General features: G+C 60.3%; 21 protein-coding genes. 13 read left to right on the forward strand and 8 right to left on the reverse strand.

The genetic code is table 11. The features are described 5' to 3' along the window. Positions 1 to 107 precede the first annotated feature (107 nt). Positions 108 to 2,519, reverse strand: a complete 2,412-nt coding sequence (locus tag GPL81_RS00705) for a penicillin acylase family protein (protein WP_160104812.1) — start codon at positions 2,517 to 2,519, stop codon at positions 108 to 110. Positions 2,520 to 2,630: 111 nt separating this feature from the next. Next, on the reverse strand, positions 2,631 to 3,212 hold the full coding sequence (locus tag GPL81_RS00710) for a DUF6436 domain-containing protein (RefSeq protein WP_160104813.1): 582 nt from the start codon (positions 3,210 to 3,212) through the stop codon (positions 2,631 to 2,633). A gap of 96 nt (positions 3,213 to 3,308) precedes the next feature. Here GPL81_RS00710 and bipL point away from each other — a divergent pair, with 96 nt between their 5' ends. After that, positions 3,309 to 4,256, forward strand: coding sequence for a phospholipase BipL (gene bipL, locus GPL81_RS00715; RefSeq protein WP_160104814.1), 948 nt, complete (start codon positions 3,309 to 3,311; stop codon positions 4,254 to 4,256). 132 nt (positions 4,257 to 4,388) lie between these two features. Here bipL and GPL81_RS00720 read toward each other — a convergent pair whose 3' ends face one another. Then, positions 4,389 to 5,132 carry a DUF2059 domain-containing protein gene (locus tag GPL81_RS00720; RefSeq protein ID WP_096514343.1) on the reverse strand — a complete coding sequence of 248 codons (744 nt, stop codon included), beginning with the start codon at positions 5,130 to 5,132 and terminating at the stop codon, positions 4,389 to 4,391. Positions 5,133 to 5,240: 108 nt separating this feature from the next. On the opposite strand from GPL81_RS00720, the gene GPL81_RS00725 reads away from it, so the two are divergent. Together GPL81_RS00725 and GPL81_RS00730 are read left to right on the forward strand one after the other, a co-directional pair. Beyond that, positions 5,241 to 5,873, forward strand: coding sequence for a 2OG-Fe(II) oxygenase (locus tag GPL81_RS00725; RefSeq protein WP_096514344.1), 633 nt, complete (start codon positions 5,241 to 5,243; stop codon positions 5,871 to 5,873). Positions 5,874 to 5,875: 2 nt separating this feature from the next. After that, positions 5,876 to 6,361, forward strand: coding sequence for a 2-thiouracil desulfurase family protein (locus tag GPL81_RS00730; protein ID WP_160104815.1), 486 nt, complete (start codon positions 5,876 to 5,878; stop codon positions 6,359 to 6,361). 116 nt (positions 6,362 to 6,477) lie between these two features. On the opposite strand, the gene GPL81_RS00735 is transcribed toward GPL81_RS00730, so the two are convergent. Continuing rightward, on the reverse strand, positions 6,478 to 7,062 hold the full coding sequence (locus GPL81_RS00735) for a transporter substrate-binding domain-containing protein (RefSeq protein ID WP_160104816.1): 585 nt from the start codon (positions 7,060 to 7,062) through the stop codon (positions 6,478 to 6,480). 135 nt (positions 7,063 to 7,197) lie between these two features. On the opposite strand from GPL81_RS00735, the gene GPL81_RS00740 reads away from it, so the two are divergent. Further along, on the forward strand, positions 7,198 to 7,623 hold the full coding sequence (locus GPL81_RS00740; protein WP_096514347.1) for a DUF4399 domain-containing protein: 426 nt from the start codon (positions 7,198 to 7,200) through the stop codon (positions 7,621 to 7,623). 65 nt (positions 7,624 to 7,688) lie between these two features. Here the strand turns inward: GPL81_RS00740 and serA are convergent, their stop codons facing one another. Continuing rightward, a complete protein-coding gene (gene serA, locus GPL81_RS00745; protein WP_077048552.1) occupies positions 7,689 to 8,918 on the reverse strand; it encodes a phosphoglycerate dehydrogenase in 1,230 nt (409 codons plus the stop codon). 204 nt (positions 8,919 to 9,122) lie between these two features. On the opposite strand from serA, the gene GPL81_RS00750 reads away from it, so the two are divergent. The 4 genes from GPL81_RS00750 (at position 9,123) to GPL81_RS00765 (ending at position 13,386) form a co-directional block, all read left to right on the forward strand. Next, a complete protein-coding gene (locus GPL81_RS00750) occupies positions 9,123 to 10,517 on the forward strand; it encodes an FAD-binding oxidoreductase (protein WP_096514349.1) in 1,395 nt (464 codons plus the stop codon). A gap of 37 nt (positions 10,518 to 10,554) precedes the next feature. Continuing rightward, complete coding sequence (locus GPL81_RS00755; RefSeq protein ID WP_160104817.1) at positions 10,555 to 11,220, forward strand: fumarylacetoacetate hydrolase family protein; 666 nt, start codon at positions 10,555 to 10,557, stop codon at positions 11,218 to 11,220. Positions 11,221 to 11,447: 227 nt separating this feature from the next. After that, on the forward strand, positions 11,448 to 12,374 hold the full coding sequence (locus tag GPL81_RS00760) for an SdiA-regulated domain-containing protein (RefSeq protein WP_160104818.1): 927 nt from the start codon (positions 11,448 to 11,450) through the stop codon (positions 12,372 to 12,374). A gap of 94 nt (positions 12,375 to 12,468) precedes the next feature. Continuing rightward, positions 12,469 to 13,386: an SdiA-regulated domain-containing protein gene (locus GPL81_RS00765; RefSeq protein ID WP_160104819.1), complete on the forward strand. Its 918-nt coding sequence runs from the start codon at positions 12,469 to 12,471 to the stop codon at positions 13,384 to 13,386. Positions 13,387 to 13,494: 108 nt separating this feature from the next. On the opposite strand, the gene rpiA is transcribed toward GPL81_RS00765, so the two are convergent. Next, the gene (gene rpiA / locus GPL81_RS00770; RefSeq protein WP_160104820.1) at positions 13,495 to 14,166 is read right to left on the reverse strand and encodes a ribose-5-phosphate isomerase RpiA; all 672 of its coding nucleotides are present in this window, start codon (positions 14,164 to 14,166) and stop codon (positions 13,495 to 13,497) included. A gap of 308 nt (positions 14,167 to 14,474) precedes the next feature. Here rpiA and ilvA point away from each other — a divergent pair, with 308 nt between their 5' ends. After that, positions 14,475 to 15,989, forward strand: a complete 1,515-nt coding sequence (ilvA, locus tag GPL81_RS00775; RefSeq protein ID WP_121104196.1) for a threonine ammonia-lyase, biosynthetic — start codon at positions 14,475 to 14,477, stop codon at positions 15,987 to 15,989. Positions 15,990 to 16,028: 39 nt separating this feature from the next. Next, on the forward strand, positions 16,029 to 16,454 hold the full coding sequence (locus tag GPL81_RS00780) for a DUF2269 domain-containing protein (protein WP_121104194.1): 426 nt from the start codon (positions 16,029 to 16,031) through the stop codon (positions 16,452 to 16,454). 121 nt (positions 16,455 to 16,575) lie between these two features. Here GPL81_RS00780 and GPL81_RS00785 read toward each other — a convergent pair whose 3' ends face one another. Next, positions 16,576 to 17,232, reverse strand: a complete 657-nt coding sequence (locus GPL81_RS00785) for a histidinol-phosphatase (RefSeq protein WP_160104821.1) — start codon at positions 17,230 to 17,232, stop codon at positions 16,576 to 16,578. 143 nt (positions 17,233 to 17,375) lie between these two features. Between GPL81_RS00785 and GPL81_RS00790 the strand changes: the two genes are divergently transcribed. After that, a complete protein-coding gene (locus GPL81_RS00790) occupies positions 17,376 to 17,855 on the forward strand; it encodes an RNA pyrophosphohydrolase (protein ID WP_007897732.1) in 480 nt (159 codons plus the stop codon). Positions 17,856 to 17,877: 22 nt separating this feature from the next. Further along, on the forward strand, positions 17,878 to 20,157 hold the full coding sequence (ptsP, locus tag GPL81_RS00795; protein WP_096514357.1) for a phosphoenolpyruvate--protein phosphotransferase: 2,280 nt from the start codon (positions 17,878 to 17,880) through the stop codon (positions 20,155 to 20,157). A gap of 123 nt (positions 20,158 to 20,280) precedes the next feature. Here the strand turns inward: ptsP and GPL81_RS00800 are convergent, their stop codons facing one another. Then, the gene (locus GPL81_RS00800; protein ID WP_160104822.1) at positions 20,281 to 21,027 is read right to left on the reverse strand and encodes an NRDE family protein; all 747 of its coding nucleotides are present in this window, start codon (positions 21,025 to 21,027) and stop codon (positions 20,281 to 20,283) included. Between the two features lie 131 nt (positions 21,028 to 21,158). Here GPL81_RS00800 and GPL81_RS00805 point away from each other — a divergent pair, with 131 nt between their 5' ends. Then, the gene (locus GPL81_RS00805) at positions 21,159 to 21,941 is read left to right on the forward strand and encodes a sulfite exporter TauE/SafE family protein (RefSeq protein WP_096514359.1); all 783 of its coding nucleotides are present in this window, start codon (positions 21,159 to 21,161) and stop codon (positions 21,939 to 21,941) included. Positions 21,942 to 21,989 lie beyond the last annotated feature (48 nt).

Consider the following 21,989-nt stretch of genomic DNA (forward strand, 5'->3'; position numbering starts at 1 on the left):
ATCCGGGCCTCATCGCGAGCAGGCTCGCTCCTACAGTGGTCCGGTGCAGGAAGACCCATTGTAGGAGCGAGCCTGCTCGCGATGGCGTCCGCCCAGACAACCGAGATCTATTGTCCTGACCGCGCCGGCAACAGCTTCAAGGTACTCCGTGTATTCGCCACCACCTCTTCTTCATTGAGATGCGCCTGGTAGTACACCCCTTCGATATACGCTTCGGCCTGATCGTCATAGTGACGGTCGAACAGCACGCCGCTCTGGCCGACCGGGTTGACGGTCAGACTGTGGGCCGGATCGGCGAAGTCGATCAGGCGCCGGGTGGAGGGGCCGTAAGTCACCGGCCAGGGTGCCGGGCCGATCCTCGCCGACAGGTTGTTTGGCACTTCATGACTGCCGGGGGCGGCGAACGGGCCGACGTTGAACAGACGGTCCAGCGGCTTTTGCTGGCCCAGCGGATGACCATGGGTCAGGGTGTGCGCGTTGCCCCATTGCCATTGCGCGGAATCGGTGCCGAGGGTGGCCTTGAGGTGGGCGATGCTGGCCTGCCACGCTACCTTGACCGTATCGGCACGGGTTTCCTTGCCGAGGGTACTGCGGTTGTCCCACCACGGTGAGTCGGGGTTCGCCGCCAGGCGCGGCAGCGCGGCATCGATCACCCGGGTTGAGAGCAGTGTTTCGAAGAAATCGTTGCCCAATTCATCGCGCATCGCCGCGTCAGCCAGGTTGAACAGGAACTGGTTGAACACGGTGGCACTGGTGGAATCGAGTGGGTAATCGCCTTTCCATTGGGCCAGTTGCTCCACCAGTTTCAACTCGGCAGGGTCACTCACCACCGTACGCAGCACCGGCAGCAATGGCGCCAACAGGCGCGGACCGTAGGCTGTAGTGGTGCCCAGTTGCAGCTTCTGGCTGGACTCCAGATCCCACTTGATGCTCTTGTCGCCGAGCTGATAGTTGAGCTGCTGGCCACGATCGGCCAGGTTGTAGTAACCGGGAATTTCCATGCCCGTCGGTGACACGGGCTGGAAGTTGGCGGAGACGAGGTAGCCCCGCGTCGGGTTCTCTTCCTGTGGGTTGGCGCTGAACGGGTAGAAACCGTCCTTGTCCGCCTCGGCGCTGCTGCCGTCGAGGATGAACCATGGGCGTACCCCGGCAGGCCGCTTGGGCAATTGCGCCGCGGCCCACCAGCCGATGTCACCCTTGGCGTTGGCCCAGACGATATTCAGGCCGGGAGCCTGGACCTTGGCCGCAGCGCTGCGCGCCTTGGCCAGGGTGTCGGCACGGTTGAGCTGATAGAAGCCTTCCAGTATCGGGTTCTGGCTTTCGAGAAACCCCCACCACATGGCAATCGGCGTTTTACCGACACTGTTGCCCAGCGCATCGTTGACGATCGGGCCGTGGGGCGACTGGCGCAGCGTCAGGGTCACCGGTGCCTGGCCCTTGACCGCGATCTGCTGTTCGCTGGTCACCATGTCTACCCATTTGCCGCGATACCAGACTTGATTGGGATTGTCCGGGTTGACCTTCTCGGCAATCAGGTCGAGGTCGTCGTTCTGGAACATGGTGATGCTCCAGCCGAAATCACGGTTCATGCCCAGCGAGGCGAACGGCATCAAGGCCTGGTAATGACCGTAAAGCTCGAAGCCCGGCGCCGAGAGCTGCGCTTCGTACCACACCGACGGCGCGGAAAAGCGGATGTGCGGGTCACCCGCGAGCAACGGCTTGCCGCTTTTGGTTCGACTGCCGGCCACGACCCAGGCGTTGCTGCCCTCGAATTGCGGCAGGCCGTTGTCGGCCAGTGCCTGTTCGCTTAGGCGGGCGAGGGCGTTGAGGTCTTTCCAGTCGGCGCTGGCCAGGGACGGCTTGGCGCCGCTGTGCTGGTTCGCCAGCACACCTTTGGGCTGCCAGTCGAGATCGAAAACGTTGAGGTAGTCGGCACCCAGTTGATCGCGCACGAACGTCAGCAACGGTTCGGTACGGAATGCCGCGGCAAAGCTGTAGGCCATGTAGCCGGCGATGCTGATGGTGTCCTGGGCGGTGAATGGGCGTTTTTGAATGCCCAGCACATCGAACTCCACGGGTTTTGCGTGGCTGTCCTGATACTGGTTGATGCCATCCAGATAGGCTTGCATGGCGATGAAGGTGGGCGATTGTTTGTCCAGATTCGCCAGATAGGTTTCGGCGCGTTCACGAATGCGCAGGCTGCGCATCAGCTTGTCGGTGTCGAGCAGTTTCGGGCCGAGCACCTCGGCCAGCTCACCCCGGGCCAGGCGACGCAGGACTTCCATCTGGAACAGTCGATCCTGGGCATGGACATAACCCAGGGCACGGTACAGGTCGGGTTCGTTTTCGGCGCGGATGTGCGGGATCCCGCGTTCATCGTAACGCACGGTGACCGAGCCTTGCAGGTGTTGCAGTTCCACCATGCCCTGGCGTGTCGGCTGCTTGCTGTAGACGTACCAGCCGCCAACGGCGACAAGCGTGACGATCAGCGAGCCGAGAGCGGTCAGGCTACGTTTCATGGTGACTCCTTGTTGTTATGAGCGACTGCAGTTCCCTGGTGCCACTGTTTAACACGGCTCACCGAATTGGCCCATCGCCCGTAGGAGGGATTCGTATTGCCGCTTTTTTCCCTACCTGGCTGTATCGACAGGCCACGGGCAGTAACACCCTACCGCCAGTGTGTGCGTGGCACTCACGGCGCGACCTTCGTTTAACGCCTGCAGGATCGGCTCGATAAAGCTGTTACTGGAATTACAGGTCAGGCCTTCACTGTATGGGCCGAAATACGCCAGCTTGCCGCTGCGATCCCAGATGGCCACGGCGGGGCTGGCGGGGACCTGCTCGGAGCCGGGCAGGACGCTGAGGGTTTTCAGATGGCTCAAGTTGCCCGGCAACTGGCCATGGCTGCCGGGTTTTTGCACCGAGTAGAACTCAACACCCTGCGGGCCGTATTGCTCGACCAGTTCACTGAGGTGTTGTTGATTGCCGACATTGCACGGGCATGCCGGGTCCCAGAAATGGACGAGGCGGATAGCGCCCGGGCCGGCGAGCGTGTCGGGCAGGCGCAGCGGGTCGCCGGAGAACAGCGCCGTGTGCTCGCTGAATGCGCGCAGGTAGCGCCCCTGGAACCAGTCGTAGGCCGCCCACAACGCGCCGGCGCACACCACGGCGAGCAGGCTGGCAAACAGGGTGGCGCGCAAGGGCGATCGCATGGGTTCATTCCTCGAAGGTCGGCTAGCTTGCCATGCTTGCCGCGACAGATGAATATCGCAGGTCCATAAAGTCCGTTTAGTGCTCTGGAATCGCCCATGCCTGTCAACTTCGACCCTGATCACCTGCGCGCGAGCCTGCGGCCATTGGCCGAGGGGCAGCCGCTGTCAGCGGAGGCTCAGGCTTATCAGCGGTTTTACGGGCTGGATTTTGCTGCGCGAAACGTACGCAGTGGCCTGGGGCGTTTTCAGGTCGATGGTTATGAGCTGGTCAGCCAGGTCTGGTGGCCGGAGCGGGCGAAGGCGACGCTGTTTGTGTTCCACGGCTTTTACGATCACACCGGCCTCTACCGGCATGTGATCGAGTGGGCGCTGGAACAGGGCTTCGCGGTGATTGCCTGCGACTTGCCGGGGCATGGACTGTCCAGTGGCGAGCGGGCGAGCATCAAGGATTTCGCCGAGTACCAGGACGCACTGCAAGGCCTGTTTGCCGAGGCGCGATCACTTGATCTGCCGCAACCGTGGCACCTGTGTGGACAGAGTACCGGTGGCGCGATCGTGATCGACCATGTGTTGAATGCGGGGGCGAGCAGTCCGGCCCAGGGCCAGGTGATTCTGTTGGCACCGCTGGTGCGGCCGCGGGCGTGGGGCTGGTCGCAACTGAGTTATTACCTGCTCAGGCCATTCGTCAAAGCCATCGCCCGGCGTTTCAGTGAAAATTCGAATGACCCGGATTTCCTGCCGTTCCTGCAAGCCGATCCCTTGCAGCCACTACGACTGCCGACGGCGTGGGTGGGGGCATTGGCGCGCTGGATCAAACGCGTCGAAGCCGCACCCGCCAGCCCCCGGCGACCGTTGATTGTGCAGGGGCAGGCGGACATGACGGTGGATTGGGAGCATAACCTTGAGGTGCTGCGGGCGAAGTTCGACCGGCCTCAGGTATTGATGCTGCCTGAGGCGCGGCATCACCTGGCGAATGAAGTGTTGGCATTGCGGGGGGAGTATTTCGGATTTTTGACCAAGCGGATCAAGGGCCGGAATCTTTAGCGACAATAAGGGCCTCATCGCGGGCAAGCCTTGCTCCCACAGGTTTATGTGTTGATCACAATATTGTGGATTCACACCGGCCACTGTGGGAGCAAGGCTTGCCCGCGATGAGGCCCTTACTGTCACTGAAGACTATTGGGGATTGGCCTGCCCCACCGCCAATCCCGCCTTGATCGCCGCCAGTGCCGCCTGATAATAAGCCTTGCCCTCGGCCGACTCGGCAAAGGTGGCGAACTCTTCCAGCTCTTCATCCGACAGGTCGCGATAGACATACAGCAACGTGTTGTTCAGGTCGCTGCCGATCTGGTCCATCAAGCGCTGGCGCTGCCCGTTCAGCATGCCCTGGGCCTGGCCCGCGCCGAGCAGGCCGGGGATCATCGAGCTCAGGCTGTCGGCGGCGACACCGGCAATCGCCAGGCTGACTTCGGCGCCCGCCTCGCGTGCAGGCAACGCCTGCGCCAGGTGGCCGATGATCAGCAGGCGACTGTCGCTGGCCTGCATCTTGGGTAAACCCTTGGCGTTTTTCGCCAGTTGATCGCGGCGGGTCGCGAGCAACTCGGCGGCGACGATTTTCTTGCCCAGCGGGGATTGAAAGAACGCCAGTGCAGGCTTCGGATCGGCGAGGTTCTTGCGCAATTGTGCTTCGGCGCGCCGGTCCACAGCCTTGGGATCAAAGCGCTGATTGCTGTTGTTGACCAACGCCTGGAACACCGCCGGTGGCAGGCTGCTTTGGTAGCGTTGTTGCGCGGCCGAGAGGGCGTCGTTGAAATGCGCGCGTTGTTCCGGCCAGCCGGCGACCTTGTACAACTGGTCGTGGCCGTCTGCCCAGGCGGGCAAAACGCAGAACATCAGCAGGGAGAGAAGCAAACGGCGCATAGGGACTCCTGTCAGCAGGCGACTATTCTCCGTGTGGCATACAGTCTTGTCGAGAATTCGTATCAACCCGCTGCGTGGCTCTGTCGGATTTCCAGGCGCAGGAATACTATGCGCGCCATGCAAATACCTTCTGATCACCCGCTGCTGTTACGAATCGTCGATGACCTGGCTGCCAACGGCTGGTCACAGCAGAATATTTTCCTGCCTCTGGATCTGACCCGGGCGCTGGCGGCCGAGTGCCGTAAACGTGCAGCCGAGGGCGAACTGGCTCCGGCAGCGGTGGGGCGCGGACCTTCCTCGGAGATCCGCGAGGGGATTCGCGGCGATCATATCCAGTGGATCGAACCCGGCCAGGCCGAGGCATGCGACAGCTATTTGCAATTGATGGACAGCCTGCGCGAGGCGATGAATCGCGACCTGTTCCTGGGCCTGGAAGATTTCGAAAGCCATTTCGCGATGTACCCGCCCGGTGCGTTCTACCTCAAGCACGTCGACCGGTTCCGCGACGACGACCGGCGCATGGTGTCGGCGGTGGTCTATCTCAACGACGCCTGGCTGCCCGAGCACGGCGGTCAGTTGCGCATGTACCTGGATGCAGACGTGCCATACGATGTGGTGCCGACGGGTGGATGCCTGGTGGTATTCCTGTCGGGAGAGGTTCCCCATGAAGTCCTGCCCGCGACCCGTGAGCGCCTGTCGTTGACCGGGTGGTTCCGGCGTCGGGGCAACGAGCCGTTCTGATCATGCAGAAGATTCTTGTAAGCCGCTGCCTGCTGGGTCACCGCGTACGCTATGACGGCGGCGCCAGCGGGCCGTTCGATCAGCTTCAGCGGTGGCTCGACGAAGGGCGGGTCGTGCCACTGTGCCCGGAAGTCGCCGGCGGTTTGCCGACGCCAAGGGCGGCCGCGGAGATTCCGGGCGGGCAGGGTGCCGACGTGCTGCAAGGGCAGGCATCGGTGATCACGACCGAGGGCGAAGACGTCAGCGCGCAGTTTCTGTCCGGGGCTTATCAGGCGCTGGCGCTGGTGCAAAAACACGGAATCCGCATTGCCATCCTCAAGGCCAACAGCCCGTCCTGCGGCAATCGGCTGACCTATGACGGGACGTTCAGTGGCGTGAAGGTCAGCGGCGAAGGGGTGACGGCGGCGTTGCTCAGGCGCAATGGGGTGCAAGTCTTTAGTGAGCTGGAGCTGGCTGAGGCAGCGCAGGCGCTGGCTGCGCAGAACTAACAATCACCACAATACCTTGTGGGAGCGGGCTTGCCCGCGATGGCGGCGGCACATTCAGGTTGGATCTCATGGCCTCATCGCGGGCAAGCCCGCTCCCACAGGGTTGCCCAGCGATTTCAAGGCTTCGGCATCTCACCCGAATCCGCCCCAAACCATTTCTGTTCCAGCGCCTCGAGCCGGCCATCGGCCTTGATCCGCTGCAACGCGTTTTCCAGGCTGGCATGAAACGCCGGGTTCCCCTTCTGAAACGGAATCGCCAGGCTCACAGGCCCACTGGCTTTCGGTTTGCTTTCTGTCAGCGACTGCACCAGTAGCATCGACTTCGGCTCGTCCTTTTGTGCGATCAATTGCGCATCGGCATGAATGTAAGGTTCGCTGAAGTCGAAACGATCCTTGAGTGCCGGGGTCTCGGCTATGTGATTGATGGCGATGTCGTACTTGCCGCTTTCAACACCGGTCAACAAATCGCTGGAATCGGTGACGACAAAGTCGGCGCGCACATCCAGTTCGTTGGCCAGCAATTGACCCAATTCGACTTCGAAGCCCGCAAGACTGCCGTCTTCCTTGAAATTGAAGGGGGGTGTATTAGCCTCAAGGGCAATGCGCAATTCACCGCGGTCGTTTACGTCGTCAATCAGTTCGGCGTGAGCCAAAGGGCTCAAAAGGGGTAGCAGGCAGATCAGGCCAGGCAGAAAGCGCATGGTCACTCCTTTGAATTTTTTATCGCGACCCTTTGATTCAGGCTCGCTTTGCTATGGTTGTCGAGTGCCTTCGACAACGATTGACCATGAAGTTGTGATGGTCACGCGAATTTTACGGAAAAACTGGAGAAGAGAATGAAAACCTTTATGTCACGTGCTGCGTTGGCTGGCCTGCTGATGGGTGTTTCGGTGCTGGCCAGTGCGGCCACGCCGGCTCCTGTTGGCGCTTCGGTGAGCATCGTCGAGCCGGCCAGCGGTGCCGTTGTCGATGGCAAGTTCAAGGTCAAGTTTGAAGTCAAGGGCATTGCGCTGGCGCCTGCGGGTGATGCCACCCCGAACACCGGCCATCACCATCTGTTGGTGGATGCCAAGAGCATTGTTCCGGCAGGCGCTGCCATCCCTGTGGATGACAACCACAAGCACTTCGGCAAGGCCCAGACCGAAACCGAACTGGAGCTCAAGCCAGGTACGCACACGTTGCAACTGGAACTGGGTGACAAGAACCACATGGCGTTCGACCCGCCGATTGTCTCGGAAAAAATCACCATCACGGTGAAATGACTTTCCGGCCGGCATGAAAAAGGGAGCTCCTGAGAGCTCCCTTTTTTATTGCGCAGCGCGCTCGATCAGAACAACACGCGGCTACGGATAGTGCCGTTGACGTGTTGCAGCTTCTCTTGCGCCAGTTCCGAGTATTCGGCGTCTACGTCGATCACCACGTAACCGACCTTCTCGTTGGTCTGCAGGAACTGACCGGAAATGTTGATGCCGTTTTCGGCGAAGACCTTGTTGATCTCGCTCATCACACCCGGGATGTTCTCGTGGATGTGCAGCAGGCGGTGCTTGCCAGGGTGAGCCGGCAGGGCCACTTCCGGGAAGTTCACGGACGATACCGAAGTACCGTTGTCGCTGTACTTGACCAGTTTTTCGGCCACTTCCAGACCGATGTTCGCCTGAGCTTCGGCAGTGGAACCACCGATGTGCGGGGTCAGGATCACGTTGTCCAGGCCACGCAGCGGGCTTTCGAACTCTTCGTCGTTGGAGCGAGGCTCCACCGGGAATACGTCGATGGCGGCGCCGATCAGGTGTTTGTCCTTGATCGCGGCGGCCAGGTGGTCCAACTCGACCACGGTGCCGCGCGCGGCGTTGATCAGGATGCCGCCTTTCTTGATGGCACGGATTTCCTTCTCGCCGATCATCCACTGGGTGGCAGCGGTTTCCGGTACGTGCAGGGTCACGATGTCGGACATGCCCAACAGCTCGTGCAGGTTGCCGACCTGGGTGGCGTTACCCAGTGGCAGCTTGGTCACGGTGTCGTAGAAGTAAACCTGCATGCCCAGGCCTTCTGCCAGGACCGACAGTTGAGTACCGATCGAGCCGTAACCGACGATGCCCAGCTTCTTGCCACGGATTTCGAAGGAGTTGGCCGCGCTCTTGATCCAGCCGCCACGGTGGCAGGAAGCGTTCTTCTCAGGGATGCCGCGCAACAGCAGGATCGCTTCGGCCAGCACCAGTTCCGCTACGGAGCGAGTGTTGGAGTACGGAGCGTTGAACACCGCAATGCCGCGTTCGCGGGCAGCGTCCAGGTCGACCTGGTTGGTGCCGATGCAGAAACAACCGACCGCAACCAGCTTCTTCGCGTGATCGAAGATCTCTTCGGTCAGTTGAGTGCGCGAACGAATGCCGATGAAGTGAGCATCAGCGATCTTTTCCTTGAGCTGGGCTTCCGGCAGAGAACCTGTGAGGTACTCGATGCTGGTGTAGCCCGCCGCCTTGAGGACGTCGACAGCCGATTGGTGGACGCCTTCGAGAAGAAGGAACTTGATCTTGCTCTTATCGAGAGAAGTCTTGCTCATCTGCGTAAACCTGTATCCCGGAGAAAAATGGCAGGAAATGGTCAACAGATGCTGACCCGGACGGCAACAAAACCGTCGCCGCAGAACAGCCGTTGGGCACTATGCTGCGGGGTCGGTATGCTAGCATATGCGCCCCGCTAAACACTCATTCCTGCGACGTGAAGCGTTCTCAGGATGACCATGAATTGTTCGAGAATTCTGTCGATGACCAATCCTGCCCTGATTGATGAGCTGAAGACCCTGGTTGAGCCTGGCAAGGTGCTGACCGATGCCGACTCCCTGAATGCTTACGGTAAGGATTGGACCAAGCATTTCGCTCCGGCCCCGACCGCCATCGTGTTCCCCAAGACCACCGAGCAGGTCCAGGCCATTGTCCTGTGGGCCAATAAACACAAGGTGGCGCTGGTGCCGTCCGGTGGTCGCACCGGTCTTTCCGCCGCTGCCGTGGCAGCCAATGGCGAAGTGGTCGTCTCCTTCGATTACATGAACCAGATCCTCGACGTTAACCTGACTGACCGCACCGCCGTTTGTCAGCCGGGCGTGGTCACCGAGCATTTGCAGAACGTGGCCGAGGAAAAGGGCCTGTACTACCCGGTGGACTTCGCATCGGCTGGTTCGAGCCAGATTGGCGGCAATATCGGTACCAATGCCGGCGGGATCAAGGTGATTCGCTACGGCATGACCCGAAACTGGGTCGCCGGCATGAAAGTGGTCACCGGCAAGGGTGATGTACTTGAACTCAACCGCGACCTGATCAAGAACGCCACCGGCTACGACATGCGTCAGCTGTTCATTGGCGCTGAAGGCACCCTGGGTTTCGTGGTCGAAGCGACCATGCGTCTGGATCGCGCGCCGAAAAACCTCACCGCGATGGTCCTCGGTACTGCCGATTTCGACGCGATCATGCCGGTATTGCACGCCTTCCAGAGCAAACTCGACCTGACGGCCTTCGAATTCTTCTCCGACAAGGCCCTGGCCAAAGTCATGGGCCGTGGTGACGTGCCGGCGCCGTTCGAAACCGATTGCCCGTTCTATGCCTTGCTGGAATTCGAAGCGACCACCGAAGAAGTGGCCAACCACGCCCTGGAAACCTTCGAGCATTGCGTGGAGCAGGGCTGGGTGCTGGACGGCGTCATGAGCCAGAGCGAGACCCAGCTGCAGAACCTGTGGAAACTGCGCGAGTACATCTCCGAAACCATTTCCCACTGGACGCCGTACAAGAACGACATCTCGGTCACCGTCTCGAAAGTGCCGGCATTCCTCAAGGAAATCGACGCGATCGTCGGTGAACACTATCCGGATTTCGAAATCGTCTGGTTCGGCCACATTGGCGACGGCAACCTGCACTTGAACATCCTCAAGCCTGAAAACCTGAGCAAGGACGAGTTCTTCGCCAAATGCGCCACCGTCAACAAGTGGGTGTTCGAAACCGTCGAGAAGTACAACGGTTCGATCTCCGCCGAGCACGGCGTGGGCATGACCAAGCGTGATTACTTGACCTACAGCCGTTCCCCGGTTGAGATCGAGTACATGAAAGCCCTCAAGGCGGTGTTCGACCCGAACGGCATCATGAACCCGGGCAAGATTTTCGCTGTTTGACTTTCGAATTCAAGAGCTACGAACCAGGAGTCGGTCCATGAGCTATCAGCACCAGTATGTCGACGGTACGCGTATTCACTTCCCGCTGGGGAAAGTGGTGTGCATCGGCCGTAACTACGCCGAACACGCCAAGGAACTGGACAACCCGGTACCTACCGAGCCGCTGCTGTTCATCAAGCCGGGCAGTTGCGTCGTGCCGCTGGAGGGTGGTTTCAGCATTCCGACCGAGCGTGGCTCGGTGCATTACGAAGCGGAAATCGCAGTGCTGATCGGCAAGCCATTGTCGACCCGGCCAAGCCGTGAAGAAGTGCTCGATGCCATCTCCGGTTTCGCTCCGGCCCTGGACCTGACCCTGCGTGACAAACAGGCCGAGCTGAAATCCAAGGGCCTGCCCTGGGAAATCGCCAAGTCCTTCGACGGTGCGGCGGTGATTGCTCCGTTCGTATCCCCTGGCACCTTTACCGACCTGACTGACATTGGCATCCGCCTGACCATCAACGGCGAAGTCCGCCAGGATGGCAACAGCAGCGCCATGCTCAACCCGATCGTGCCAATGATCCAGCACATGGCCGGCTGCTTCTCGCTGCAGGCCGGTGACGTGATTCTGACCGGCACGCCAGTGGGTGTCGGCCCGTTGAATGTTGGCGATGAAATTGTTCTGGAGCTGCCGGGCGCGAGCCGTTTCAACAGCAGCGTTCGCTGATACGGGAACGCTGTCCTCACTGTAGGAGCAAAGCTTGCTCGCGATGAACGATGACTCGGTGCGCCAGATACACCGTCATCGCGAGCAAGCTTTGCTCCTACAGGTTGGTCTTCTGCCATTTCCCGATTTTTTCACCGGGTGTCTGGATAATTCCCCGACTGCTTATCCATGAGCCTGCCCCGTTTGTGCTATTACCCCTAGCCTGACTTTCTGGAACCCATTCGCTGATGGCCACTCAACCGCTCTCCACGTTCAAATCTGCCCGTCGCTCGCGCTTTGCCTTGCGATGGTATGTCTGGCTTTTCCTGGTGGCGGTTGTCGCCTATGGCGTCGCGTTTGCCATGCATTGGGACAATCGTGGCGTGCTTTGGGTGAAGGAGCGCTTTGCAAGTCCTGCCGAGCGCCAGGCGAGTATCTGGTTGCCGGATTATCACGCGGTGATCGACGCCAAGTCGCTGCCGGGCATGGAAAAGGATGAGGCTTCGGACCTGGCCTACGATCCTCAGACCAAAACCCTGTTTTCGGTCATGGGTAAGAATCCGTTTCTGGTCGAGTTGTCCTTGCAGGGCGATGTGCTGCGCAAGATGCCCCTGGTGGGCTGGAGCAACCCTGAAGGGGTGACCGTGTTGGGTAACGGTCTGCTTGCGATTGTCGATGAGCGCGATCACCTGATCACTGTCGTCAAGGTCGATGCCGATACCCGTGAGCTGAACATCGCCAATTTCCCCAAATACGATCTCGGCCCTTCGAAAGATCAGAACAAGGCGTTCGAAGCCATCGTCTGGGATTCGCCTAATCAACAGCTGCTGCTGGGTGAAGAGCGCCCGCCGGCGCTGTTTGCCTGGAAGAGTGACGGCAAGGCCCTTAGCGGTGACAAGCTCAAACTGGCCAGTCATGCACTGGATGTTCGCAATCTGTCGGCCCTCGCCATCGATCCGCGGACCGGGCACATGCTGGTGCTGTCCGCCGACTCCCACCTGTTGCTGGAGCTGGACAAGAAGGGCGAGCAAGTCAGTTTCATCGCCTTGCTGGGCGGCTTCCATGGTCTGAAAAAGACCATTCCCCGCGCCGAAGGCGTGGCCATGGACGAAGCCGGTACGCTGTACATGGTGAGTGAGCCGAACCTGTTCTATCGCTACGAAAAACAGAAGTAATCGCTGCGACTCCTGTAGGCGCTGCCAGCCATTAAGCTTCAGTTCAGACAGGCGTGATATTTCATCCGCCTGTTTCGATTCCGAGCCTTGCCCAATGCGTCGATTTGCCCGCCCCAAAACACTGATGTTCATCGTGACGATGATTGCGCTGATCGTGTTGATCGCGGTCGGCCAGTACGGGCGTCTGTTCGAGCGTGGCTGGTTTAACCTGCACAGGCTCTGGCAGCCGGTGAACGACCAATCCATTGGTCTGGACCAGTATCGGGTGGTGTTGGAGGGGCAGGTCATCGAAGGGCTGACCGACGATGTTTCAGCATTGACCTATGACCCGGTGCGCAAAAGCCTGTTCACCGTCACCAACAAGCACTCCGAGCTGATCGAGCTTTCCCTCGACGGCAAGATCCTGCGTCGTATTGCACTGATCGGATTCGGCGATCCGGAAGCGGTTGAATTCATCAGCGCCGACACCTACGTCATCGCTGACGAGTACCAGCAGCGGCTGATCAAGGTTCATCTGGAGCGGGACACCACCTTCCTGGATGCCGCCGAAGCTGAACAGATGACCCTCGGCGTGCACGCGAGCGGCAACAAGGGGTTTGAAGGGTTGGCGTACGACTCGGTGGGCAAGCGCCTGTTTGTCGCCAAGGAGCGCGACCCGATGCTGATCTATGAAGTGCACGGCTTTCCGCATTTCAATCTGGAAAAATCCTACGCGGTTCACGTCATCAACAACCCCAAGCGTGATGCCGGGATGTTCGTGCGCGATCTGTCGAGCCTGCAATATGACGAGCGCAGCGGTCACTTGATGGCGCTGTCCGACGAGTCACGGCTGATTCTGGAGCTGGATGTGGACGGACGACCGCTGAGCACCCTGTCGTTGAGCAAGGGAAGTCAGGGGCTGCAAAAGGCCGTGCCGCAGGCGGAAGGGATTGCCATGGACGACGACGGGACGATGTACCTGGTGAGCGAGCCGAACCTGTTTTACGTCTTCAAAAAAACCGCACAAAACTAACTCGCCTCACCGATCCCTGTGGGAGCAAAGCTTGCTCGCGATGAACGATCACGCGGTGTGCCAGACATACCGCTATCGCGAGCAAGCTTTGCTCCTACAGGGCAGGTGTCAGGCCTTGAGGGTCTTCACGCCTTCACTGGTGCCCAGCAGCAGCAAGTCCGCCGGACGCGCGGCGAACAAGCCGTTGGTGACCACGCCCACGATCGCATTGATCTGCGTTTCCAGCTCCACCGGGTTGGTGATTTCCATGTTGTATACATCAAGGATGATATTGCCGTTGTCGGTCAGCACGCCTTCACGGTAGACCGGATCACCGCCCAGCTTGACCAGTTGACGGGCCACGTGACTGCGGGCCATCGGGATCACTTCTACCGGCAGCGGGAACGCGCCGAGGACGGGTACCAGCTTGCTGGCGTCGGCAATGCAGATGAAGGTCTTGGCCACGGCCGCGACAATCTTCTCGCGGGTCAGTGCGGCGCCGCCGCCCTTGATCAGGTTCAGGTGCTCGTCGCTTTCATCGGCGCCGTCGACGTAGAACTCCAGGTCGCTGACAGTGTTCAGTTCGTACACCGGGATGCCATGGCCCTTGAGGCGGGCGGCGGTGGCTTCGGAACTGGCGACTGCGCCATCGAATGCACCCTTGTGTTGTGCCAGGGCATCGATGAAGCAGTTGGCGGTGGAGCCGGTGCCGACTCCGACGATGCTTTTGTCGTCGAGTTTCGGGAGGATGAAGTCGACGGCGGCCTGAGCCACTGCCTGTTTGAGTTGATCCTGGGTCATGCGGGCTCCGAGGTGCCGAAGAGGGGAAACGAAAGGCCGGCATTATAGGCTTCGGGGCGGGGAAGGTCATTGCCCGATTGGCAGATGTGGCAGACCGACGCGATCCCTGTGGGAGCAAAGCTTGCTCGCGAAAGCAATCGAGCAGCCAACATTATTGTTGAATGTGATGGCCTCATCGCGAGCAAGCTTTGCTCCCACAGGTGAGGATAGCCTCCGGAGGCTTAAAACCACCGGTTTAGTGTGGTCGTGCGGACAAAAGCCGGGTTAGACTCCATGGTCCTGCCCAACCCGCTCAGTGATGCTTTCCGATGCTTGAACAGTACGTCAAAAAGATCCTCACCTCGCGCGTTTATGACGTTGCCGTAGAAACCCCATTGCAGACTGCCCGCCAGCTCTCCGAGCGGCTGGGCAACGAGATCTGGCTCAAGCGCGAAGACTTGCAGCCGGTGTTCTCGTTCAAGATTCGCGGCGCTTACAACAAGCTGACCCAGTTGAGCGATGAAGAGCGCGCCCGTGGCGTGGTCACGGCTTCAGCGGGCAACCATGCACAAGGCCTGGCCCTGGCGGCGAAAGTATTGGGCGTGAAGGCGACCATCGTCATGCCCAAGACCACCCCCGAGATCAAGGTCGAAGGCGTGCGTTCGCGCGGTGGCAAGGTGGTACTGCACGGCGATTCATTCCCGGAAGCCCTGGCCTATTCGCTGAAACTGGTCGACGAAAAAGGCTACGTCTACATCCACCCCTATGACGATCCCCACACCATTGCCGGGCAGGGCACGGTGGCTATGGAGATCCTGCGTCAGCATCCGGGGCGCCTGGACGCGATTTTCGTCCCGGTGGGCGGCGGCGGGCTGATCGCCGGTATCGCGGCGTACGTCAAATACCTGCGCCCGGACATCAAGATCATCGGCGTCGAGCCGGACGATTCTAATTGCCTGCAAGCGGCCATGGCCGCGGGTGAGCGCGTCGTGCTGCCGACCGTGGGCATCTTTGCCGACGGCGTGGCGGTGGCGCAGATCGGCCAGCACACCTTCGATATCTGCAAAGACCATGTCGATGAAGTCATCACCGTCAGCACTGACGAAATCTGTGCGGCGATCAAGGACATCTATGACGATACCCGCTCGATCACCGAGCCTGCCGGTGCGCTGGGCGTGGCCGGGATCAAGAAGTACGTCGAGCAACGCGGCGTCACCGGGCACACGTTCGTGGCCATCGACTCCGGTGCCAACGTCAACTTCGATCGCCTGCGCCACGTGGCCGAGCGCGCCGAGCTGGGCGAAGGCCGCGAAGCCATCATCGCGGTGACCATTCCCGAGAAGCCGGGCAGCTTCAAGGCGTTCTGCGAAGCCATCGGCAAGCGCCAGATCACCGAATTCAACTACCGCTACAACACCGGCAGCGAAGCGCACATCTTCGTCGGTGTGCAGACGCACCCGGACACCGACCCACGCAGCGCGTTGATCGCCAGCCTCGGCGAGCAGGGTTTCCCTGTGGTCGACCTGACGGATAACGAACTGGCCAAGCTGCACATCCGCCACATGGTTGGCGGGCGCGCGGCGCATGTGGTGGATGAAGTGATCCTGCGCTTCGAGTTCCCGGAGCGTCCGGGAGCGCTGTTCAACTTCCTCAACAAGCTCGGCGGGCGCTGGAACATCTCGATGTTCCACTACCGTAACCACGGTGCGGCGGATGGCCGTGTGGTTGCCGGCTTGCAAGTGCCTCATGACGAGCGTCATCTGGTGCCGGCGGCGCTGGAAGAAATCGGCTATCCGTACTGGGATGAGAGCGACAACCCGGCTTATCAGCTGTTTCTTGGCTGAACGGCTACGCTGAAGGGCAAGGCATAAGGAAAACCAACCATGGAAACGTTAACGGCCCTGAAAGCGGCGCACATGGTGGCGACGGTGGTGTTGCTGGTGTGTGCGCTGGGCTTGGGGATCTGGGTCTGGCGTACCCGGCGTCAAGGCGACGCAACGGCGGCGAGCCGTACCCTGCAACGGCCGCGAGTGTTCATCTGGCTGTTGATGGGCCTGGCGCTGCTGAGCATGCCGTTTACCGGTTGGTGGATGGTGCACTTGGTAGGATGGCCGTTGGGACAGACCTGGCTGCTGGCGTCCAGTGTGCTTTACACCGTGGCGGCGCTGGCGTGGTTCTGGTTGTTGGTGCGACTGAACAAAGTGCGCAAGACGCCGGGTGGCGTGGGCAAATTTACCTTTGCGTTAGCGTTGTTCAGTTTTGTCTGTTTTATCGCCATTGCCGGGTTGATGGGCGCGAAGCCGGTTTAACGCTTGAGACCGCGTTGCCCGAATCGCTGGCAAGCCAGCTCCCACAGGTTTTTGTTGTTTGGCGCAGATTGCAGTCACGCCACAGATCCCTGTGGGAGCGGGCTTGCCCGCGATAGGTATATCAGTCGCGCAACGAAATCACTGGCCAGCCACGCTTCTTGGCTTCAGCCCGCAGATTTGGATCAGGATCGACCGCCACCGGGTTCGCCACCTGCTCCAGCAACGGCAAGTCATTCATCGAATCACTGTAGAAATAGCTGCCTTCCAGGTTGTGCCCGGTCTCTTCCAGCCAGCGATTCAAGCGCGTTACTTTACCTTCACGGAAACACGGCACGTCGGTGCTGCGCCCGGTGTAGCGGCCGCCCTGCATTTCGCATTCGGTGGCGATCAGGGTTTCGACACCCAGGCGCCTGGCAATCGGGCCTGTGACGAAACGGTTGGTGGCGGTGATGATCACCAGTTGGTCGCCGGCGTCGCGGTGTTTGGCCAGCAGTTCGATCGCCTTGGGCAACACGATCGGTTCGATGCAATCACGCATGTAGTCGCTGTGCCATAGATCCAGCGTGGCCATTTCGGTGCGGCCGAGGACTTCCAGGCAAAAGTTCAGGTAGGCATCGTTATCCAGCTTGCCGGCGAGGTAATCCTGATAGAACTCATCATTGCGTGCCTTATAGGCGACGGCGTCGAGAAAGCCGCGCTCACAAAGGTAATCGCCCCAGGCGTGGTCGCTGTCGCCGCCCAGAAGCGTGTTGTCCAAGTCGAATAAAGCCAGCCGCATTGCAGTTACTCGCTGAAAAGTCGGAAGAAAGGCGTCCAGAATACGGACTTTTCACAAGAGTGCACATAACGTAGGTCGGCGCGTTGCTGCCTTCACAACCTTTGTGGAACAATGCGGCGACATGCGTTTGCGAGGTTGTTGCCGTGATCGACCCCGATGGTTTCCGTCCTAATGTCGGGATCATTCTTACGAATGATGCTGGCCAGGTGCTATGGGCTCGCCGTATCAATCAAGATGCCTGGCAGTTTCCTCAGGGCGGGATCAATCCCCAGGAGACGCCGGAAGACGCCTTGTACCGCGAGTTGAACGAAGAAGTGGGCCTGGAGCGCGAAGATGTTGAAATACTCGCCTGCACCCGGGGCTGGTTGCGCTATCGTTTGCCGCAACGTCTGGTCAGGACCCACAGCCAACCGCTGTGCATCGGCCAGAAGCAGAAATGGTTTCTCCTGCGCCTGATTTCCAACGAGCAGCGGGTGCGGATGGATTTGACCGGTAAACCGGAATTCGATGGCTGGCGCTGGGTCAGCTATTGGTATCCGTTGGGTCAGGTGGTGACATTCAAGCGCGAGGTGTATCGACGCGCTCTCAAAGAGCTTGCCCCGCGCCTTTTAGCGCGCGACTGACGACGGAGTTCGACCCCGAGCCATGCTCAATACGCTGCGCAAGATCGTCCAGGAAGTTAACTCCGCCAAGGATCTCAAGGCGGCGTTGGGGATTATTGTGTTGCGCGTCAAAGAGGCCATGGGCAGCCAGGTCTGCTCGGTCTACCTGCTCGATCCCGAGACCAACCGTTTCGTGCTGATGGCCACCGAGGGCTTGAACAAGCGCTCGATCGGCAAGGTCAGCATGGCTCCCAATGAAGGTCTGGTCGGCCTGGTCGGCACGCGTGAAGAACCCCTGAACCTCGAAAACGCCGCGGATCACCCGCGCTATCGCTATTTCGCCGAAACCGGTGAAGAGCGCTTTGCTTCATTCCTCGGGGCACCGATCATCCACCACCGCCGCGTTGTCGGTGTGTTGGTCATTCAGCAAAAAGAACGCCGCCAGTTCGACGAAGGTGAAGAAGCCTTCCTCGTGACCATGAGCGCGCAGCTCGCCGGGGTTATCGCCCATGCCGAGGCCACCGGTTCGATCCGTGGCCTGGGCCGTCAGGGCAAGGGTATTCAGGAAGCCAAGTTCATCGGCGTGCCGGGTTCGCCGGGTGCGGCGGTTGGTACCGCGGTGGTCATGCTGCCGCCGGCCGACCTGGACGTGGTGCCCGACAAGACCATTGACGACATCGACGCCGAACTGGGGCTGTTCAAGACCGCCATCGAAGGCGTGCGTGCCGACATGCGCACGTTGTCCGCCAAGCTCGCCACGCAGTTGCGTCCTGAAGAGCGTGCGCTGTTCGACGTCTACCTGATGATGCTCGACGATGCGGCACTGGGCAGTGAAGTGACCACTGTGATCAAGACCGGCCAGTGGGCCCAGGGCGCCTTGCGCCAGGTCGTTACCGATCACGTCAACCGTTTTGAATTGATGGACGATGCCTACCTGCGTGAGCGCGCGTCCGACGTCAAGGATCTTGGTCGTCGCCTGCTCGCTTATTTGCAGGAAGAGCGCCAGCAAACCCTGGTCTATCCCGACAATACCATTCTGGTCAGCGAAGAACTGACGCCGGCCATGCTCGGCGAGGTGCCGGAAGGCAAGCTGGCAGGTCTGGTATCGGTGCTGGGTTCCGGCAACTCCCACGTGGCGATCCTGGCGCGCGCGATGGGCATCCCGACCGTGATGGGCCTGGTCGACCTGCCGTACTCCAAGGTCGACGGCATCCAGATGATCGTCGACGGCTATCACGGTGAGGTCTACACCAACCCGAGCGACGTGCTGCGCAAGCAGTTCGCCGAAGTGGTCGAGGAAGAAAAACAACTGGCCCTGGGGCTGGATGCACTCCGCGATCTGCCGTGCATTACGGTCGATGGCCACCGCATGCCGCTGTGGGTCAACACCGGTTTGCTGGCCGACGTGGCGCGGGCGCAGAAGCGTGGTGCCGAAGGCGTCGGTCTGTACCGCACCGAAGTACCGTTCATGATCAACCAGCGTTTTCCGAGCGAAAAGGAACAGCTGGCGATCTACCGCGAGCAGCTGGCCGCGTTCCATCCGCAACCAGTGACCATGCGCACCCTGGACATCGGCGGCGACAAGTCGTTGTCGTATTTTCCAATCAAGGAAGACAACCCGTTCCTTGGCTGGCGCGGCATCCGCGTCACCCTCGACCACCCGGAAATCTTCCTGGTGCAGACCCGTGCCATGCTCAAGGCCAGTGAAGGCTTGAACAACCTGCGGATTCTGCTGCCGATGATCTCTGGCACCCATGAACTGGAAGAAGCCCTGCACCTGATCCATCGGGCCTGGGGTGAAGTGCGCGACGAAGGCTGCGACGTGCCGATGCCACCGGTTGGCGTGATGATCGAGATTCCGGCGGCGGTGTACCAGACCAAGGAACTGGCGCGGCAGGTGGACTTCCTGTCGGTCGGCTCCAACGACCTGACCCAATACCTGCTGGCCGTGGACCGTAACAATCCACGGGTGGCCGACCTCTACGACTACCTGCACCCGGCGGTGCTGCAAGCTCTGCAAAACGTGGTGCGCGACGCCCATGCCGAAGGCAAGCCGGTGAGTATCTGCGGCGAAATGGCCGGTGATCCGGCGGCGGCGGTGTTGTTGATGGCGATGGGCTTTGACAGCCTGTCGATGAACGCCACCAACTTGCCGAAGGTGAAGTGGATGCTGCGCCAGATCAACCTGAGCAAGGCCAGGGAATTGCTGGCCGAGCTGATGACCATCGACAACCCGCAAGTCATCCACAGCTCGCTGCAACTGGCGCTGAAAAACCTTGGGTTGGCGCGGATGATCAATCCGGCTTCGGTCAAGACCCTCTAGATCTGCGTGTGCCCATCGCGAGCAAGCTTTGCTCCCACGGATTTGTGTCGTTCGCAATCTGTGGGAGCAAGGCTTGTCGGATCGCCGCACCGCCGCGATGGCGTCATCAAATACGCCGAAAATCTAAAGCCTGATCTCCACTTCCCCAAGATGCCCGCCATACGGCCCGAAACTTCTTTCGACCAGATGCCGCGTCCCATCCGCCCGCACAATCAATGCCGTACTCGCCCGAGTCCCATAGCTCTGACTGGCAATGAACACACTCGACAACAGCGTCTCGGTGGCCAGTCCCACACCGGTGTCCGGCAACTCGGCAAACGGCGCTTGCTGTGTATCGCCAAGCAATGCCAGCAGCGCCTGCGGTTGCGGATCGTCCAGCACTTCGCTCAGGGCGGCTCTGGCCTTGAGCAGTTTCGGCCATGGTGTATCCAGGCCGGCATTCGATAGCCCATATACCCCGGGCGGCAGCATGACCGCTTCCGATTCCCGGGCATTGAAGTGCCAGAGTTCATGGTTATTGCCGACTAGCAGATTAAATCCGCCGTACTCCGGTGAACGTGCGACAACGTCGGTCAAATAGTCATCAATTGGCTTTTCGCCGGTAAGGTACTGCGCCACCAGCTCACCCCGGGACTTGCGACCTGGCGGTCGATGGGGATCGCGAATATTGGTCAGGGCAGCAAAGCGCCCGTTGGCGCCGACACCGAGCCAGGTGCCACCGGCCTCCAGGTCGCGACCGGCGACCACCTGAGGTGCTTCGGGCCATGGCGCCAGCGGCAGGCTGGGGCGGGCGTAGAACTCGTCGCGGTTGGCCGCCACGATCAGCGGCTGGGCATGACCCGGTCGCCAGGCAAAAACAATCAGGCACATAAGGTGATCCCAGTGTGTTTTTTGCCCACTTTACGCAGTCAACGTGCGGGTATCCATCGCCATCCAGTGGAGCCCAAGGCCATGCATCCGTTACCATGCCGCTCCGGTTTTGGGGTTGGGTGGGGAAAAGCATGGAATTTCTGCTCTATCTGGCGCTCGGCGCCTGTGCCGGGGTGCTGGCCGGGCTGTTCGGCGTGGGCGGCGGGATCATCATCGTTCCAGTGCTGGTATTCAGTTTCAAGGCGCAAGGGTTCGACCCTTCGATCCTGACTCACCTCGCCGTCGGTACGTCGCTGGCGACGATCATTTTCACCTCGGTCAACGCCGTACGCGAGCATCACCGTCGCGGCGCCGTGCGTTGGCCGATCTTCGTGTGGATGACCGTCGGCATCCTGATCGGTGCCGGTTTCGGTGCCCTGACCGCCGAAGCGATCTCCGGACCCAACCTGCAAAAAATCATTGGTGTGTTCGCCCTGGTGATCGCCGCGCAGCTGGCGTTGGACTTCAAGCCCAAGGCCAGCCGAACGGTGCCCGGTAAAGTCGGTCTGACCGTGGCGGGCAGTGTGATCGGTTGGGCCTCGGCGATTTTCGGGATTGGCGGCGGTTCGTTGACCGTGCCGTTCCTGACCTGGCGCAGCGTGCCGATGCAGCAGGCGGTGGCAACCTCGTCGGCCTGCGGCCTGCCGATCGCATTGGCAAGTGCATTAAGTTTCATGATTCTGGGCTGGCACGATCCGTTGCTGCCGGCCCATAGTCTGGGTTTCGTTTATTTGCCGGCACTGCTGGGCATTGCCCTGACCAGCATGGTTTTTGCCCGCTTCGGTGCGCGGCTGGCCCACAATCTGTCGCCAAAGTTGCTGAAAAGACTGTTTGCCGCTTTGCTGTTCTGCGTTGGTCTGAACTTTCTAGTCTGAAGCATCTGCTCTGACGCGCAGCGCAATACTGGCTTAATCCTGAGGTGG

Source organism: Pseudomonas izuensis, assembly GCF_009861505.1.
In the GTDB taxonomy this organism is placed as follows: domain Bacteria; phylum Pseudomonadota; class Gammaproteobacteria; order Pseudomonadales; family Pseudomonadaceae; genus Aquipseudomonas; species Aquipseudomonas izuensis.

What these genes read in the sequence shown, in the direction of transcription:
- bipL (WP_160104814.1), top strand. Translation starts at nt 3,309, where the DNA reads ATGCCTGTCAACTTCGACCCTGATCACCTGCGCGCGAGCCTGCGGCCA.
- GPL81_RS00725 (WP_096514344.1), top strand. Translation starts at nt 5,241, where the DNA reads ATGCGCGCCATGCAAATACCTTCTGATCACCCGCTGCTGTTACGAATC.
- rpiA (WP_160104820.1), bottom strand. Translation starts at nt 14,166, where the DNA reads ATGACCCAGGATCAACTCAAACAGGCAGTGGCTCAGGCCGCCGTCGAC.
- GPL81_RS00780 (WP_121104194.1), top strand. Translation starts at nt 16,029, where the DNA reads ATGGAAACGTTAACGGCCCTGAAAGCGGCGCACATGGTGGCGACGGTG.
- GPL81_RS00730 (WP_160104815.1), top strand. Translation starts at nt 5,876, where the DNA reads ATGCAGAAGATTCTTGTAAGCCGCTGCCTGCTGGGTCACCGCGTACGC.
- GPL81_RS00800 (WP_160104822.1), bottom strand. Translation starts at nt 21,027, where the DNA reads ATGTGCCTGATTGTTTTTGCCTGGCGACCGGGTCATGCCCAGCCGCTG.
- ilvA (WP_121104196.1), top strand. Translation starts at nt 14,475, where the DNA reads ATGCTTGAACAGTACGTCAAAAAGATCCTCACCTCGCGCGTTTATGAC.
- serA (WP_077048552.1), bottom strand. Translation starts at nt 8,918, where the DNA reads ATGAGCAAGACTTCTCTCGATAAGAGCAAGATCAAGTTCCTTCTTCTC.
- GPL81_RS00740 (WP_096514347.1), top strand. Translation starts at nt 7,198, where the DNA reads ATGAAAACCTTTATGTCACGTGCTGCGTTGGCTGGCCTGCTGATGGGT.
- GPL81_RS00705 (WP_160104812.1), bottom strand. Translation starts at nt 2,519, where the DNA reads ATGAAACGTAGCCTGACCGCTCTCGGCTCGCTGATCGTCACGCTTGTC.
- GPL81_RS00735 (WP_160104816.1), bottom strand. Translation starts at nt 7,062, where the DNA reads ATGCGCTTTCTGCCTGGCCTGATCTGCCTGCTACCCCTTTTGAGCCCT.
- GPL81_RS00760 (WP_160104818.1), top strand. Translation starts at nt 11,448, where the DNA reads ATGGCCACTCAACCGCTCTCCACGTTCAAATCTGCCCGTCGCTCGCGC.
- GPL81_RS00750 (WP_096514349.1), top strand. Translation starts at nt 9,123, where the DNA reads ATGACCAATCCTGCCCTGATTGATGAGCTGAAGACCCTGGTTGAGCCT.
- GPL81_RS00785 (WP_160104821.1), bottom strand. Translation starts at nt 17,232, where the DNA reads ATGCGGCTGGCTTTATTCGACTTGGACAACACGCTTCTGGGCGGCGAC.
- GPL81_RS00710 (WP_160104813.1), bottom strand. Translation starts at nt 3,212, where the DNA reads ATGCGATCGCCCTTGCGCGCCACCCTGTTTGCCAGCCTGCTCGCCGTG.
- GPL81_RS00805 (WP_096514359.1), top strand. Translation starts at nt 21,159, where the DNA reads ATGGAATTTCTGCTCTATCTGGCGCTCGGCGCCTGTGCCGGGGTGCTG.
- ptsP (WP_096514357.1), top strand. Translation starts at nt 17,878, where the DNA reads ATGCTCAATACGCTGCGCAAGATCGTCCAGGAAGTTAACTCCGCCAAG.
- GPL81_RS00755 (WP_160104817.1), top strand. Translation starts at nt 10,555, where the DNA reads ATGAGCTATCAGCACCAGTATGTCGACGGTACGCGTATTCACTTCCCG.
- GPL81_RS00720 (WP_096514343.1), bottom strand. Translation starts at nt 5,132, where the DNA reads ATGCGCCGTTTGCTTCTCTCCCTGCTGATGTTCTGCGTTTTGCCCGCC.
- GPL81_RS00765 (WP_160104819.1), top strand. Translation starts at nt 12,469, where the DNA reads ATGCGTCGATTTGCCCGCCCCAAAACACTGATGTTCATCGTGACGATG.